Raw genomic sequence first — 15,049 nt, forward strand, 5'->3', positions numbered from 1 at the left:
GCGTATTTCGGGAAAATGTTGTGGTTATTACTACATTTTTCCTTGAGTGATGCCTTGAAAAAAGGTATTTGTAGCTTAACTTGATAAAAGAACAAACATCATGCCTTCGATAACCGTAGAACCCTGCACCTTTGCCCTGTTTGGCGCCTTGGGTGATCTGGCGCTGCGCAAGTTATTTCCTGCCCTCTATCAACTCGATGGCGCCGGGCTCTTGCACGACGACACCCGCATCCTGGCCCTGGCCCGTGAAGCCGGTACCGAGCAACAGCACCTGGCCCGTATCGAAAAAGAACTGCGCAAATACGTCGGCAAGGAGCTGGACGAAGCCGTCGCCAAGCGCTTCCTCGCGCGGCTGGCGTATGTGCACGTCGATTTCATGAAGGCCGACGACTACGTCGCCCTTGCCGAAAAAGTCGGCAGCGAACAACGCCTGATCGCCTATTTCGCCACCCCGGCAGCGGTGTACGGCGGCATCTGCGAAAACCTGGCCAAGGCTGGCCTGGCGGAAAACACCCGCGTGGTCCTGGAAAAGCCGATCGGCTCCGACCTGGAATCCTCGCGCAAGGTCAACGACGCCGTGGCGCAGTTCTTCCCGGAGAACCGCACCTACCGCATCGACCATTACCTGGGCAAAGAGACCGTCCAGAACCTGATCGCCCTGCGTTTCGCCAACAGCCTGTTCGAAACCCAGTGGAACCAGCATTACATTTCCCACGTGGAAATCACCGTGGCCGAGCAGGTCGGGATCGAAGGCCGTTGGGGTTACTTCGACAAGGCCGGCCAGCTGCGCGACATGATCCAGAACCACCTGCTGCAACTGCTTTGCCTGATCGCCATGGACCCGCCGGCCGACCTGTCTGCCGACAGCATCCGTGACGAGAAGGTCAAGGTGCTCAAGGCCCTGGCGCCGATCAGCCCCGAAGGCCTGACCACCCAAGTGGTGCGCGGTCAGTACATCGCGGGCTACAGCGCCGGCAAAGCCGTGCCGGGCTACCTGGAAGAAGAGAATTCCAACACCCAGAGCGACACCGAAACCTTCGTCGCCCTGCGTGCCGATATCCGTAACTGGCGTTGGGCCGGGGTGCCGTTCTACCTGCGGACCGGCAAGCGCATGTCGCAAAAGCTGTCGCAGATCGTCATCCATTTCAAGGAACCGTCTCACTACATCTTCGCCCCCGAGCAGCGCCTGCAGATCAGCAACAAGCTGATCATCCGCCTGCAACCGGACGAAGGTATTTCCTTGCGCGTGATGACCAAGGAGCAGGGCCTGGACAAGGGCATGCAACTGCGCAGCGGCCCGCTGCAACTGAATTTCTCCGACACCTACCGCAGCGCACGCATCCCCGATGCCTACGAGCGGTTGCTGTTGGAAGTGATGCGCGGCAACCAGAACCTGTTTGTGCGCAAAGATGAAATCGAAGCCGCGTGGAAGTGGTGTGACCAGTTGATCGCCGGGTGGAAGAAATCCGGTGATGCGCCCAAGCCGTACGCGGCGGGTTCCTGGGGGCCGATGAGCTCGATTGCACTGATCACGCGGGATGGGAGGTCGTGGTATGGCGATATCTGAATTGAAACTGCCCCAGGGCGTCACCCCTCACGAGTACCGCACGCCGGTACTGCTGGCGGAAGGCCTGGCCAATGATGTGGCCGCGCAATTGCGCACGGCCCTCAGTGCCCGTGGCGAAGCGACTCTGGTGGTGTCCGGTGGCCGCAGCCCGGTGGCGTTTTTCCAGCACCTGGTCAAGCAAGACCTGGACTGGTCCAAGGTCACCATCACCCTGGCCGACGAGCGCTGGGTGCCGGTGGAGCACGCCGACAGCAATGCCGGTTTGTTGAAGCAGCACCTGTTGAAAGGCCCGGCAGCCAAGGCCAAGTTCTTGAGCCTCTACAGCGCCGCCGCCAACCTTGAAGACGCCGCCTTGCAGGCCGATCGCCTGCTGGGCGAGTTGCCAGCTATTGATGTGCTGGTACTGGGCATGGGCGATGACGGCCACACCGCATCGCTGTTTCCCAACAGCCCGAACCTGAGCGAAGCCCTGCAGCCCAACGGTACCCGCCGTTGCTGGCCGATGCTGGCGCCGACCGTGCCGCACCAGCGCCTGACCATGAGTCGCGCGCTGCTGGCCACGGCGAACTACACCGTGCTGTCGATCTCCGGCAGTTCGAAATTGACCACCTTGAGCGCCGCGCTGGCGAGTGACGACGTCGCTGCCATGCCGATTCGCGCGTTTTTGCAACCTACATTAGAGATTTACTGGTGCCCATGAGCCAAGGATCAGCCGCTATGAACAGCCCTCAACCGACCGTGTCCATGGCGGACAAAGTTGCCCTGATCGACAGCCTCTGCGCCAAGGCGCGGATCCTGCCGGTGATCACCATCGCCCGCGAACAGGACATCCTGCCGCTGGCCGATGCCCTGGCAGCCGGTGGTTTGACCGCATTGGAAGTGACCCTGCGTTCCGAGTTCGGCCTCAAGGCCATTCAGGTATTGCGCGAGCAACGCCCTGAACTGTGCACCGGTGCTGGCACCGTGCTGGATCGCCACATGCTCGAAGCCGCTGAAGTGGCGGGTTCGCAGTTTATCGTCACCCCCGGCATCACCCGCGACCTGCTGGAAGCCTCGGTGCACAGCCCGATCCCGCTGCTGCCGGGCATCAGCAATGCCTCGGGCATCATGGAAGGCTATGGCCTGGGTTATCGCCGCTTCAAGTTGTTCCCGGCTGAAGTCAGCGGCGGCGTGGCTGCGATCAAGGCCCTCGGCGGCCCGTTTGGCGAAGTCAAATTCTGCCCAACCGGCGGCGTCGGCCCGGCCAATATCAAGAGCTACATGGCGTTGAAAAACGTGATGTGCGTGGGCGGTAGCTGGATGCTGGACCCGGAGTGGGTCAAGAACGGCGACTGGGCTCGTATCCAGGAAGTCACTGCTCAGGCGCTGGCGCTGCTGGACTGATCTGATTTATCGAATCGTTGTTGCTGTGCTTGACGGCATTTTTGCGGTGCACTTGGTCGGTGTACCGCTTTTTTTTGCCCGCAGAAAAACCAAGCACTCCGATGTTCAAATGTGGGAGCTGGCTTGCCTGCGATAGCGTTGGGTCAGAAAGTACAAGTGTGACTGATGTACCGTTATCGCAGGCAAGCCAGCTCCCACAGGTTTAGTGGGGGGTTAGCTCGGTGATGGCATTGACCAGGACACTGATGTCCGCCGCCGAGGTGACCAACCCTGGCGTCACCCGAATACAGGTCCCAAATGCCGCGCCCACGCGGGTGGTGGTAAACAGGTTGTAGTCCTTGAGCAAGTGGTCGGCCATGGCCTGCTGGTCCCGGCCGACAAACTTGAAGGCCGTGATCCCGCAGTACAGCCGAGGATCGTCCGACGTCAGCACTTCAATTCCCGCCAACGGCCGCACCTGGCTCACCCACAGGTCCCTCAGGTAATTCACCCGTGCACCCTTGGCTGCCGAGCCACCCAAGGCGCGATGTTCTTCAAACACCAACGGCAAGGTCATCAGCGCGGGAAAGTTGGGTGTGCTGTAGGACGTTCGCGCGCGCACATCCGTGATCGGGTAGTGAAACTCGCCCATGTCCGGGTCGATGTCGGCCAGGCGCTCCGGGGCGATGTACAGAAAGCCCAGGGTCAGCGGCGCGCCGATCCACTTGTGCAGGTTGAAGCCGGCGAACTGGATACCCAACTCTGCCAGGTTGAACTCGATCTGGCCCAGGGCATGGGCGCCGTCGAGGATCACATCGATACTGTGCTCACGGGCGGCCTTGGCAATGGCTTCAACCGGCATTACCAAACCGGTGCGGTGGGTGACGTGGGTCAGGGCCATCAGCTTTAGGCGTGGGTACTCAGCAAACGCTTGGCGATAGGTCTGCACCAGGCTGTCGAAACTGGACGGGTGCGTGTGGGACAGTTCGATCACTTCCACACCACGGACACCGGCCAACCAGCGCATCGCGCCTTTGACCGTGTCGTACTCCAGATCGCTGATCAACACCTGGTCGCCCGGTTGCAGGCGGTTGTAGTTGCGGATCAGCGACTGCAAGGCTTCGGTGGCGTTACGGGTAAAGGCAACGGACTCGGGGTCGACGCTGATCAGCTCGGCCAGTTGGCGCCGGATCTCGACGTTTTCGCCCTGTTCGAAGCGCTGGCGCACGTGCAGCGAGTTGCTGCGGTTGATGAACGCGACGTGCTCCAGGTACTGCGCCCGGACCACGCGGCTCATGCGTCCGAAATAACCGTTTTCCAGGTTGATCGGGCCAGGCTCCAGTTCGTAGTTCCCGGCGATAGTCTGCCAGTGGCGTTCGTTATCAGCATTCCTTGGCATGGCGGGGCTCTTAATGGCGAGGGGCGGGCTTACCGTGTTTTACGCGCAGCGGCTCCAGCAGTTCGGACAGGCCGTTGCTGTCGATTTCCTGCATGAGTGCCAGCAGACCACCCAGCTCGCCGTGGGGGAAGCCTTCGCGGGCAAACCAGTTCAAGTACGGCCCGGGCAGGTCGGCGATGATCCGTCCCTTGTACTTGCCGAAGGGCATTTCGCGGGTGATCAGCAGTTCAAGTTTTTCGGGGTTCATGGGGCTTCAAGGGTTTAAGTCGAGGCCTTGGAAAATACAGGCATTCTGCATGAAGGCCAATTGACAGATCATGCAAATAACGTACATACAGATGGTTCAATAATTATTAAGTCATTGAAAGGCAAAGGAAAAATTATTTTCAAGAACCTGGCACGGGCGCTGCAATCATTAAGACAACCTTCTCAACCCGCACAAGGAATTGGAAAATGACTGACATCAACAAAGAATCGATCTCCGTACTCAACGACCTGATCGAGACCAGCAAAGATGGCCAGAAAGGTTTCGCGACCTGCGCTGAAGACATCAAGCACCCAGAGCTCAAGGCGTTGTTCGTCAAACGCTCTGCCGATTGCGCAACCGCCGCCGCCGAGCTGCAAACGGCCGTGCGTGCCTTGGGTGGTGATCCGGAAGAGTCCGGCAGTGTGGCCGGCGCCCTGCACCGTGGCTGGGTCGACGTGAAGTCGCTGGTCACCGGTAAAGATGAAGAGGCGGTGCTGAATGAAGCCGAGCGCGGTGAAGACCACGCACTGAAGGCTTATAAGGAAGCGATCGAGAAAATCAACAAGCACAACCTGCTGGGTATTCGTGACCTGGTGGAGCGTCAGTTCCACGGCGCACAGCGCAACCACGACCAGGTGAAAGCCCTGCGTAATCAGGCTCGCGCTCAGTCGTAAGCCCTGTTAAGCCCTATGTTGTAAACCATGTGGGAGCGGGCTTGCTCGCGAAGACGGAGTGTCAGTCGACTGATAAGTGACTGACCCACCGCTTTCGTGGGCAAGCCCGCTCCCACATTTGTTTTGCATTGTTCGTTAGATAAATATCAGCCGATGCTGATCGGCGGCAGCTCAGTCAGCTCAACCACTTGCTGCTTGCGCGGCGCCAGGATCTCGGCCTCGCCATCCACCACCAGCTCATCGCGCTGGTTGAACACGCGGGTGGCAATGCGCACGCGGAACTTGGGCAGCTTCTCGAGGATTTCCAGGCGCACGGTCAAGGTGTCGCCGATCTTCACCGGCTTCTGGAAGCTCATCTGCTGACCGATGTAGATGGTGCCCGGCCCAGGCAACTCGCAGGCCACGGCGGCGCTGATCAGGGCGCCACTGAACATGCCGTGGGCGATCCGCTCCTTGAACATGGTGGCTTTGGCGTACTCGGCATCCAGGTGCACCGGGTTGTGGTCGCCGGACATGGCGGCGAACAGCTGGATATCGCGCTCCTCGACGGTCTTGCTGAAGCTGGCAGTCTGGCCGACTTCGAGGGCTTCGTACGGGGTGTTGGTAACCTGAGTCATCTAAAGGTACATCCTGTGGCTAATCGGAGATTATCGGCTGATTTTAAAGGAAAGTTATTCGTAGCGGGCCGGCCTGTGCAGCGTCAGGGCCTGGTCGAGCCACGTCAGCACATCCGCTGTGACTTCATCACGGTTGGTTTCATTGAACACTTCATGTCGCGCCTGCGGGTAGATCGTCAATTGCAGGTTTTGGCAGCCGGCCTCACGCAGGGCGTGGGCCAGGCTGTTGAGACGCTTGCCCTCGCTCACCGGATCACATTCGCCGCCGGTGACCAGGATCGGCAGGCCCGGGTCGATCTGGGCGAGGTTGGACGCCTTGCTGATCTGTTGCAAGCCGCCCAGCAGGTCGATCCACAGCTGGTTGGTGCAACGAAAACCACACAGCGGGTCATGGATGTACTTGTCGACTTCAGCCGGGTCGCGGCTGAGCCAATCGAAGGCCGTGCGGTTGGGCTTGAACGCCTTGTTGAAGGAGCCGAACGACAGGAAGTCGATCAGCGCACTGCGCCCGCGCAAGCCCTGGCGTGCGCGCTCGATGCGCGCGATCACCCGCGCCGCACGGTACAGCGCCACTGGCTGGAAATTCGAACCACTGAGAATCGCGCCACTCAAGCTGGCGCTGTGGTGCAGCAGGTAGGCCTGGGCGATATAGCTGCCCATGCTGTGGCCCAGCAGGATGATCGGCAGCCCCGTTTGCTGGTGCGCAATGTGCTGGTTCAGGCTGGCCAGGTCACTCACCACCTTGTTCCAGCCGTCGTGCTCGGCGAACAGCCCCAGCGTGCCTTCGTCCGCCGTGCGGCCATGGCCGCGCTGGTCCAGTGCGTACAGCCCGTAGCCCGCGCCACACAGTGCCTCGGCCAGGCGCCCATAGCGGCCGCTGTGCTCGGCCATGCCGTGGGACAGCATGACCATCGCCTTGGCCGGGCCCTCCGGCAGCCATTGATTGACGTACAGGCGGCTGCGGTCATTCGCGGTCAGCCAGAAGGTGCTGTGGTTCATGGCGCTTCCTTTGCTCAGGTTCGATGCAGTGTATAGCTCATCTGCCAGGGACTTGGGTATCAGCCTACGCCTCAGGGGCAAGATTCATACAATCAATGACACGGTTTGGCGTATTTGCCTGTTTGGCCATAGCTGCTAACGTCCCCAAAGCTCCGCTTTTTATAGCCGCCTGCTTTTATAGCGGCAGCGGTCGGACACACTCAGGTAAGAGGACAAGAATAATGCAACCTGATTTCTGGAATGACAAACGCGCGGCGGGCGTTCCCAACACCATCGACCTGACCACCTACAAGTCCGTGATCGAGGTGTTCGAGCGTTCCTGCAAGGCCTTTGCCGACCGTCCGGCATTCAGCAACATGGGCATCACCCTGACCTACGCCGAGCTTGAGCGCCAAAGTGCGGCGTTCGCCGGTTACCTGCAGCAGCACACCGACCTCAAACCCGGCGAGCGCATCGCGGTGCAGATGCCCAACGTGCTGCATTACCCGATTGCCGTGTTCGGCGCCCTGCGCGCCGGGCTGATCGTGGTCAACACCAACCCGCTGTACACCCCACGGGAGATGCGCCACCAGTTCAAGGACGCCGGCGTGCGTGCGCTGGTTTACCTCAACCTGTTCGGTTCGCGGGTGCAGGAAGTCTGCGCCGACACCGAGATCGACTACCTGATCGAAGCCAAAATGGGCGACTTCATGCCCGCCGCCAAAGGCTGGCTGATCAACACCGTGGTCGACAAAGTGAAGAAGATGGTGCCGGCCTACAGCCTGCCACGGGCGGTGTCGTTCAAGCGTGCGCTGCGCATGGGCGCGGGCCTGGGCGTGACTCGCCATCCGGTGACACTGGATGACATCGCCGTGCTGCAATACACCGGGGGCACCACCGGCCTGGCCAAGGGCGCGATGCTCACCCATGGCAACCTCGTCGCCAACATGCAGCAGGCGCGGGCGTGCATGTCCCAGGTCGCCGATGACGGCCAGCCGCTGGTGCGGGAAGGGCAGGAGGTGATGATCGCGCCGCTGCCGCTGTATCACATCTATGCATTCACAGCGAACTGCATGTGCATGATGGTGACCGGCAACCACAACGTGCTGATCACCAACCCACGCGACATCGGCGGCTTTATCAAGGAACTGAAGAAGTGGCGGTTCTCCTGCCTGCTCGGGTTGAACACTTTGTTTGTGGCGCTGATGGACCACCCGGATTTCAAGACCCTGGATTTCTCCCACCTGAAAATCACCAACTCCGGCGGCACCGCGCTGGTCAAGGCCACGGCCGAGCGTTGGAAGGCACTCACCGGTTGCTCCATCGGCGAAGGCTACGGCCTCACGGAGACGTCGCCCGTGGCGAGCACCAACCCGTATGGCAGCCAGTCGCGGCTGGGCACCGTGGGCATTCCGGTGCCGGGCACGGCGATGAAGGTCATCGATGATGAAAGCCGCGAATTACCGTTGGGCGAGCGGGGCGAGCTGTGCATCAAGGGCCCGCAGGTGATGAAGGGCTACTGGCAGCAGCCGGTCGCCACCGCCGAGACCCTGGACGCCGAGGGTTGGCTCAAGACCGGCGACATCGCGGTGATCGACACCGATGGCTTTGTGAGCATTGTCGACCGCAAGAAAGACCTGATCATCGTCTCGGGCTTCAACGTGTACCCCAACGAGATCGAAGACGTGGTGATGGCACACCCAGCCGTGGCCAACTGCGCCGTGATCGGCGTGCCGGATGAGCGCACCGGCGAGGCGGTCAAACTGTTTGTGGTGGCGCGCACCCAAGGGGTGAGCCTTGAAGAGTTGAAGGCGTACTGCAAGGCCAACTTCACGGGGTACAAAGTGCCTAAACACATTGTGTTGCGCGAGTCGTTGCCGATGACGCCGGTGGGGAAAATTCTGCGACGTGAGCTTCGCGACATCGCTTGATTTGAAATAGGGTAAAAATTGTGGGAGCTGGCTTGCCTGCGATGGCGGTGTATCAGTCACAGGATGTATTGACTGATACACCGCCATCGCAGGCAAGCCAGCTCCCACATTGCTATTTGTTGATCTGAAAGGCCCATTCCAGAGCCTTTTACTGGGGGAATTTGCCCTGGTTTAAAGTGTGACCAAATATTGTAGGACAGTCGTGATTATGACTGTGGGGCCCACCTTTGGCTCTAGGCGGCCCTTGGCAAAGCTGCTACTCTCGGCGCGCTTTGTGACGTCTAGGCCTGCTTGAAAGCGCCAGATTCACCTAAAAAACATACACCAATAATAATCGCATCAAATGCGATGATGAATTCGCGTCGCTGAGGAGTGGGCTTCCATGAACGAAGACTTTTGGAAGGATAAGTACCCCGCCGGGATTGCTGCAGACATCAATCCAGACGAGTATCCGAATATTCAGGCGGTACTGAAGCAGTCCTGCCAGCGCTTCGCCAACAAACCGGCTTTCAGCAACCTGGGCAAGACCATCACCTACGGTGAGTTGTACGAATTGTCCGGCGCGTTCGCCGCGTATCTGCAACAGCACACCGACTTGAAGCCCGGTGATCGTATCGCCGTGCAACTGCCCAACGTCCTGCAGTACCCGGTCGCCGTGTTCGGTGCCATCCGCGCCGGCCTGATCGTGGTCAACACCAACCCGCTGTACACCGCGCGGGAAATGGAACACCAATTCAACGACTCCGGTGCCAAAGCCCTGGTGTGCCTGGCCAACATGGCCCACCTGGCGGAAAAGGTCGTGCCCAAGACCTCCGTCAAGCACGTGATCGTGACCGAAGTCGCCGACCTGTTGCCGCCGCTCAAGCGCCTGCTGATCAACAGCGTCATCAAGTACGTGAAGAAGATGGTCCCGGCCTACCACCTGCCGAAGGCGATCAAGTTCAACGACGTGCTGGCCAAGGGGCATGGCCAACCGGTCAGCGATGCCAACCCGGCCAGCAGCGATGTGGCCGTGCTGCAATACACCGGCGGCACCACCGGCGTGGCCAAGGGCGCGATGCTTACCCATCGCAACCTTGTCGCCAACATGCTGCAGTGCAAGGCGCTGATGGGCTCCAACCTCAACGAGGGCTGCGAGATCCTGATCACGCCGCTGCCGCTGTACCACATCTATGCGTTCACCTTTCATTGCATGGCGATGATGCTGATCGGCAACCACAACATCCTGATCAGCAACCCGCGCGACCTGCCGGCGATGGTCAAGGAATTGTCCAAGTGGAAGTTCAGCGGCTTTGTCGGCCTGAACACGCTGTTCGTGGCGCTGTGCAACAACGAAGCGTTCCGCAAGCTGGATTTCTCGGCATTGAAAGTCACCCTGTCGGGCGGCATGGCCCTGCAACTGGCGGCCGCCGAGCGCTGGAAAGACGTGACCGGTTGTGGCATCTGCGAAGGTTACGGCATGACCGAGACCAGCCCGGTGGCCACCGTCAACCCGATCCAGTACACCCAGATCGGCACCATTGGCATTCCTGTGCCGTCGACCCTGTGCAAAGTCATTGCCGATGACGGCAGCGAGTTGCCTTTGGGCGAAATCGGCGAGCTGTGCATCAAGGGCCCGCAGGTGATGAAGGGTTACTGGCAGCGTGAAGACGCCACCGCCGAAATCCTCGACAGCGAAGGCTGGTTGAAGACCGGTGATATCGCGCTCATCCAGCAAGACGGCTACATGCGCATCGTCGACCGCAAGAAGGACATGATCCTCGTCTCCGGTTTCAACGTGTACCCCAACGAACTGGAAGACGTGCTGGCCGGCCTGCCGGGCGTGCTGCAATGCGCGGCCATCGGTGTGCCGGACGAGAAGTCCGGGGAACACATCAAGATCTTCATCGTGGTCAAGCCGGGCGCGACGCTCACCAAGGACCAGGTGATGGAGCACATGCGCGCCAACCTCACCGGTTACAAAGTGCCGAAGGCCGTGGAATTCCGCGATGCGTTGCCGACCACCAACGTGGGCAAGATCTTGCGGCGTGAGTTGCGTGATGAAGAGCTGAAGAAGCTGGGCCTTAAAAAGTAACCCATAAAAAACCCCGCTGATGCGGGGTTTTTTGTGGCCTGCTGATTTTCCGATTTGGAATGCATACCCTGTGGGAGCTGGCTTGCCTGCGATAGCGGTTTGCCAGTCGATACATCAGGTGACTGAAATATCGCTATCGCAGGCAAGCCAGCTCCCACAGTTTTTTGACCGAGTGTTTACAGGGAAAACTGCGCGAAGCTGACACCGGCACCAGCCGGGCGCACGTCCTTGAGGAACGAGTCCTTGTCCGCGCTCAGCTCCAGGGTGATCTCCGGCTTGCGCTTGCCGGCATTGCGCACCACCAGGCCTTCGAGCTTCTCGCGCAGGAACACCGTCGGCACCTTCAGGTGCAGCAACTGGTCGGTCTCGGCGTTGTGCATCAACAGGTGGATCCACTCGTACTGACCGATCGCGATACGGCCCACCGGCAGGTCGAACCACCAGATGTTGCGCTTGCGGTCCAGGTCGGTGAAGTGGCAGTTGTTGACGCCGAGTACGGCACCGCCCAGTTCGGTGTTTCTGCGGGCGATGGCCTGTGCTTTATTGAGTTTCATAACCTTCCTACGGGATCTGTTATTCAGCGTTATAGCCTGAATGTGCCGGGCATTCTCGTGGGTTGGCTGCAAAACATAAAGCCAAACCTGCGGCCGGCGATGAAATGCCGCGTGAAAATAATTGAAACTCTGCCGAACGGCCTCGGGTCAATCTCTAGGTAATGACCAAAACCCTTGATTGTTCTTCTGGAGAAATACCATGGGCAGCACAGCGGATAAGGCAAAAGGTTTGAAAGACGAAGCCGTCGGCAACATCAAGCAAGGCGTCGGCAAAGTCACCGGCAACGACAAACTGCGCGCTGAAGGCGTGGTGCAGGAAAAGAAAGGCCAAGTCGAAAAAGCGATTGGCGACACCAAGGACGCTGTGAAAAAAGCCACCAAATAAGTGTGCTTTCCAGCAGTGCAAACGGCCATCCACGGATGGCCGTTTTTATGTCATCTGTTACCGCTAAAGTTTCGAAATTGTTTCAAGGTCGCCAAATAGGCTACCTTGATGTAGAAAACGGCCCCTGAGTCGCCCACTGAACTCAACCTTTTTGCGGCGAAAGGAGACGCTATGATCTTTCCGGTACTGCAAGGCCTCAAGCTGCACCAGGTGCTGGTGCGCACCGTCAAAGAGTTCGTCGATGACGAGATGCCCACCTATGCCTCGGCACTGGCCTACCAGATGCTGTTCTCCCTGTTTCCCTTCCTGCTGTTCTTGATCGCCCTGATCGGTTTCCTGCGCCTGCCGGACTTTTTCAGCTGGCTGCGCATGCAGTCGGAGCTGGTACTGCCGCCCCAGGCCCTGGAGCAGGTCAACCCGGTGATCGACCAGTTGCAGCAATCCAAGGGCGGCCTGCTTTCGGTGGGTATCGTGATCGCCCTGTGGACCGCCTCGGCGGGTGTGCGCCTGATGATGAGCGCAATGAATGCCGCGTATGACGTGGTCGAGGGCCGGCCGATCTGGAAGCGTTTTCCGCTCTCGGTGTTCTACACCGTTGGAATCGCGGGCATGTTGCTGGCCGCCGCCGCGCTGATGGTGCTCGGCCCGCAGGTAATGGAATGGCTGGCGGGGCAAATCGGCATGCAGGATATCGTGGTCACGCTGTGGACCATCCTGCGTTGGCCGCTGATTGTGATCTTGCTGATGTTCGCCGTGGCCCTCATGTACTACGTGATGCCCGACGTGAAGCAGAAATTCCGCTTTATCACTCCGGGCTCGGTGCTGGCCGTGGTGGTGTGGATCGTCGCCTCCCTTGGCTTTGGCTACTACGTCAAAACCTTCGCCGACTACAACGCCATGTATGGCAGTATCGGTGCGATCATCGTCCTGCTCCTGTACTTCTATATTTCTGCCGCCGTGCTGCTGCTCGGCGCGGAGATGAATGCCGTGATCGAACACATGTCGGTCGAAGGCAAGGACCCTGGCGAGAAGGATTTTGATGAGCACGCCGACACGGATGAAAAACAACACGTCTCAGGCCTCGGCCGTGACCATTCCAAGCCCACTACCGATGAAGTCTGATCGATGATCCGTGAAATCCTGAAAATGGGCGACGAGCGCCTGCTGCGCATTGCGCCACCGGTCCCCCCGGAAATGTTCGACAGCCCCGAGCTGTGGCAGTTGATCGATGACATGTTCCAGACCATGGAACACGTGGGCGGCGTCGGCCTGGCCGCGCCGCAGATCGGCGTTGATCTGCAGCTGGTCATCTTTGGTTTCGAAGCCAGCGAACGCTACCCGGACGCGCCTCCGGTGCCGCAGACCATCCTGATCAACCCGTTGATCACGCCGCTGAGCCCGGTGCTGGAAGAGGGTTACGAAGGTTGCCTGTCGGTGCCGGGCCTGCGTGGCGCCGTGAACCGCTACCAGCAGATTCGCTACGAAGGCTTCGACCCCAAGGGCGAGCCGATTGTGCGCGTTGCCGACGGCTTTCATGCGCGGGTGGTGCAGCACGAGTGCGACCACCTGATCGGCCGGTTGTACCCGTCGCGGATCACCGACTTCAGCAAGTTCGGCTTTATCGAAGTGATGTTCCCCGACATGGACCCCACTGCCGACGACTGACCCTCTGACACAACACCGATCAAAACTGTGGGAGCAGGCAAGCCAGCTCCCACATTGGTTTTGTGTTCAGTCGGGTTATTGGGCGGGCTTCACAAACCGCAACGTCATCCGGTCCGACTCGCCAATCGCCACATACCTGGCCTTGTCCTGCTCACCCAATCGCAACGTCGGTGGCAAGGTCCACACGCCACCGGCATAGTCCTTGGTGTCCTTCGGGTTGGCATTCACCTCGCTTTGCCCCGCCAGCTTGAACCCGGCATCGGTGGCCAGCTTCACCACCTGGGCGGTGGTCAGGTAGCCGCTGTCCTTGATGGCCTCCAGGTCCGCCCCGTCTTTGGCCCGGTGGTCTTCCACACCCAGCACGCCACCCGGTTTCAGCACCTGATAAAACGCGCTGAACGTGGCCGGCGCGGTGCCGGCTTCTACCCAGTTATGCACATTACGAAAGGTCAGCACGGCATCGGCCGACGCCGGCTTGCCGAACACCGGCGCCTTGGGGTTGAACTCCACCACCTGGGCCTTGGCGTACTGCGCAGGGGCGGCGGCGAATTTCTTCTTCAGGTTCTCTTCGGACGTGCGCGCGTAGGTACTGACGCTGGCTGCCTGCACGGCGGCGATGTAATGCCCGTGGTCCTTGAGCAGCGGCGCCAGCACTTCGCTGTACCAGCCGCCCCCAGGGGTGATTTCGATTACCGTCTGTTTGGCGCCCAGGCCAAAGAATTCCAGGGTCTGTTGCGGGTGGCGATAAACATCACGCGCACTGTTGGCCGGGTCGCGCCAGGTGCCGGCGAGCACGCTGGCGTATTGCTTGGCGCTGATCGATGCGTCGGCTGCGTGGCTCATGGCCGGGGCGAGGAGGGCGGTGAGGGAGAGGGCTGCAAGCGTCTTGTTCATGATCGTCCTGTTTGGGGCCACTGTGCCGTCGAGGCTAGCATGGGCCCTCCACCGGCTGATCACACATTATCGAAGGTCGACCTCACCAACGGTTCTAAGCCCATGGCGATCATCGGCTTGTTGCGCTTGTAGCGCACCAGCCGCTCGCTCAAGGACTGAGGCAATAGCGTTTGCTGGCTGAACCCCATGCGCTGATAAAGCCCCTCAAGGTCCGGGTGGCACAGCAGCCACACCGTGCCTTCACGCGATGCCACCGCCTGGCGGATCAAGCGCGCCGCCAGGCCCTGGCCGCGATAGGTGGGGGCCACGAACACGCCGGTCAGCCACTGCCCGCCGACCACCGGGGTCAGGCACAGCCCGGCGACAATCTCGCTTTCCCGCGCTACCCACAAGCGCCCGCCCTTGAGGGCTTTCATCGACGAGTCGTGGCTGCGATAAAACTTGTTCAGCAGCGGCCACAGAGGCTCTGCCAGCAGTTCCAGGGTCAATTCAGGCATGGTGGTCAAACAGGCGTTGTGAAGGGGCGGGGATTATAAGCGCCTTCTGCCGCCCAATAGGTGGTATACCCAGTGCTACATCCCCTGCACGTGGAGTACGCATCATGGCCAAAGGTATGGATTCAAAGAAAGCCGCGAAGAAGAAACCGGCCAAGACCGCCGATGAAAAACGCGCCGACAAGAAAGCCAAGAAATCCGAAACCGG

At 60.0% G+C, this 15,049-nt stretch carries 16 protein-coding genes; 9 read left to right on the plus strand and 7 right to left on the minus strand.

The window, feature by feature from the left end; all coding sequences use genetic code 11:
- Positions 1-100: 100 nt before the first annotated feature.
- From zwf to AC07SU_RS12460, 3 genes are read left to right on the plus strand one after another with little or no spacing between them, the layout of a single operon-like run.
- Complete coding sequence (gene zwf, locus AC07SU_RS12450; RefSeq protein WP_176994246.1) at positions 101-1,567, plus strand: glucose-6-phosphate dehydrogenase; 1,467 nt, start codon at positions 101-103, stop codon at positions 1,565-1,567.
- Positions 1,554-2,267: a 6-phosphogluconolactonase gene (pgl, locus tag AC07SU_RS12455; RefSeq protein WP_494997175.1), complete on the plus strand. Its 714-nt coding sequence runs from the start codon at positions 1,554-1,556 to the stop codon at positions 2,265-2,267. Before zwf ends, pgl begins: the two co-directional genes overlap by 14 nt.
- 17 nt (positions 2,268-2,284) lie before the next feature.
- Entirely contained in the window at positions 2,285-2,950 is a 666-nt protein-coding gene (locus tag AC07SU_RS12460; protein ID WP_176994244.1) for a bifunctional 4-hydroxy-2-oxoglutarate aldolase/2-dehydro-3-deoxy-phosphogluconate aldolase, read from the plus strand.
- Between the two features lie 202 nt (positions 2,951-3,152).
- Here the strand turns inward: AC07SU_RS12460 and AC07SU_RS12465 are convergent, their stop codons facing one another.
- Both AC07SU_RS12465 and AC07SU_RS12470 read right to left on the minus strand, forming a co-directional pair.
- Complete coding sequence (locus tag AC07SU_RS12465) at positions 3,153-4,328, minus strand: aminotransferase class V-fold PLP-dependent enzyme (RefSeq protein ID WP_494997176.1); 1,176 nt, start codon at positions 4,326-4,328, stop codon at positions 3,153-3,155.
- A 10-nt stretch (positions 4,329-4,338) separates the two neighbouring features.
- On the minus strand, positions 4,339-4,575 hold the full coding sequence (locus tag AC07SU_RS12470) for a DUF3820 family protein (RefSeq protein WP_176994242.1): 237 nt from the start codon (positions 4,573-4,575) through the stop codon (positions 4,339-4,341).
- A 206-nt stretch (positions 4,576-4,781) separates the two neighbouring features.
- On the opposite strand from AC07SU_RS12470, the gene AC07SU_RS12475 reads away from it, so the two are divergent.
- Positions 4,782-5,249, plus strand: coding sequence for a ferritin-like domain-containing protein (locus AC07SU_RS12475; protein WP_025858443.1), 468 nt, complete (start codon positions 4,782-4,784; stop codon positions 5,247-5,249).
- Positions 5,250-5,395: 146 nt separating this feature from the next.
- On the opposite strand, the gene AC07SU_RS12480 is transcribed toward AC07SU_RS12475, so the two are convergent.
- Both AC07SU_RS12480 and AC07SU_RS12485 read right to left on the minus strand, forming a co-directional pair.
- A complete protein-coding gene (locus AC07SU_RS12480) occupies positions 5,396-5,866 on the minus strand; it encodes a MaoC family dehydratase (protein ID WP_176994240.1) in 471 nt (156 codons plus the stop codon).
- A 54-nt stretch (positions 5,867-5,920) separates the two neighbouring features.
- Complete coding sequence (locus AC07SU_RS12485) at positions 5,921-6,865, minus strand: alpha/beta hydrolase (RefSeq protein WP_494997177.1); 945 nt, start codon at positions 6,863-6,865, stop codon at positions 5,921-5,923.
- A 221-nt stretch (positions 6,866-7,086) separates the two neighbouring features.
- Here AC07SU_RS12485 and fadD2 point away from each other — a divergent pair, with 221 nt between their 5' ends.
- Together fadD2 and fadD1 are read left to right on the plus strand one after the other, a co-directional pair.
- Complete coding sequence (fadD2, locus tag AC07SU_RS12490; protein ID WP_494997178.1) at positions 7,087-8,775, plus strand: long-chain-fatty-acid--CoA ligase FadD2; 1,689 nt, start codon at positions 7,087-7,089, stop codon at positions 8,773-8,775.
- A 382-nt stretch (positions 8,776-9,157) separates the two neighbouring features.
- Positions 9,158-10,849 (plus strand): long-chain-fatty-acid--CoA ligase FadD1, encoded by a 1,692-nt coding sequence (fadD1, locus tag AC07SU_RS12495; RefSeq protein WP_494997179.1) that lies wholly within the window; start codon positions 9,158-9,160, stop codon positions 10,847-10,849.
- A 176-nt stretch (positions 10,850-11,025) separates the two neighbouring features.
- Here fadD1 and AC07SU_RS12500 read toward each other — a convergent pair whose 3' ends face one another.
- Positions 11,026-11,403, minus strand: a complete 378-nt coding sequence (locus tag AC07SU_RS12500; protein WP_176994236.1) for a hypothetical protein — start codon at positions 11,401-11,403, stop codon at positions 11,026-11,028.
- A gap of 199 nt (positions 11,404-11,602) precedes the next feature.
- On the opposite strand from AC07SU_RS12500, the gene AC07SU_RS12505 reads away from it, so the two are divergent.
- The 3 genes from AC07SU_RS12505 (at position 11,603) to def (ending at position 13,453) form a co-directional block, all read left to right on the plus strand.
- A complete protein-coding gene (locus tag AC07SU_RS12505; protein WP_176994235.1) occupies positions 11,603-11,788 on the plus strand; it encodes a CsbD family protein in 186 nt (61 codons plus the stop codon).
- 171 nt (positions 11,789-11,959) lie between these two features.
- Positions 11,960-12,910: a YihY/virulence factor BrkB family protein gene (locus AC07SU_RS12510; protein WP_176994234.1), complete on the plus strand. Its 951-nt coding sequence runs from the start codon at positions 11,960-11,962 to the stop codon at positions 12,908-12,910.
- 3 nt (positions 12,911-12,913) lie between these two features.
- Complete coding sequence (gene def / locus AC07SU_RS12515) at positions 12,914-13,453, plus strand: peptide deformylase (protein WP_226456213.1); 540 nt, start codon at positions 12,914-12,916, stop codon at positions 13,451-13,453.
- 75 nt (positions 13,454-13,528) lie between these two features.
- Here the strand turns inward: def and AC07SU_RS12520 are convergent, their stop codons facing one another.
- Both AC07SU_RS12520 and AC07SU_RS12525 read right to left on the minus strand, forming a co-directional pair.
- Positions 13,529-14,347, minus strand: coding sequence for a class I SAM-dependent methyltransferase (locus tag AC07SU_RS12520; RefSeq protein WP_494997180.1), 819 nt, complete (start codon positions 14,345-14,347; stop codon positions 13,529-13,531).
- Positions 14,348-14,406: 59 nt separating this feature from the next.
- Entirely contained in the window at positions 14,407-14,844 is a 438-nt protein-coding gene (locus AC07SU_RS12525) for a GNAT family N-acetyltransferase (protein WP_494997181.1), read from the minus strand.
- Between the last annotated feature and the right edge of the window lie 205 nt (positions 14,845-15,049).

This window comes from Pseudomonas sp. GW821-FHT05H12 (assembly GCF_059419385.1).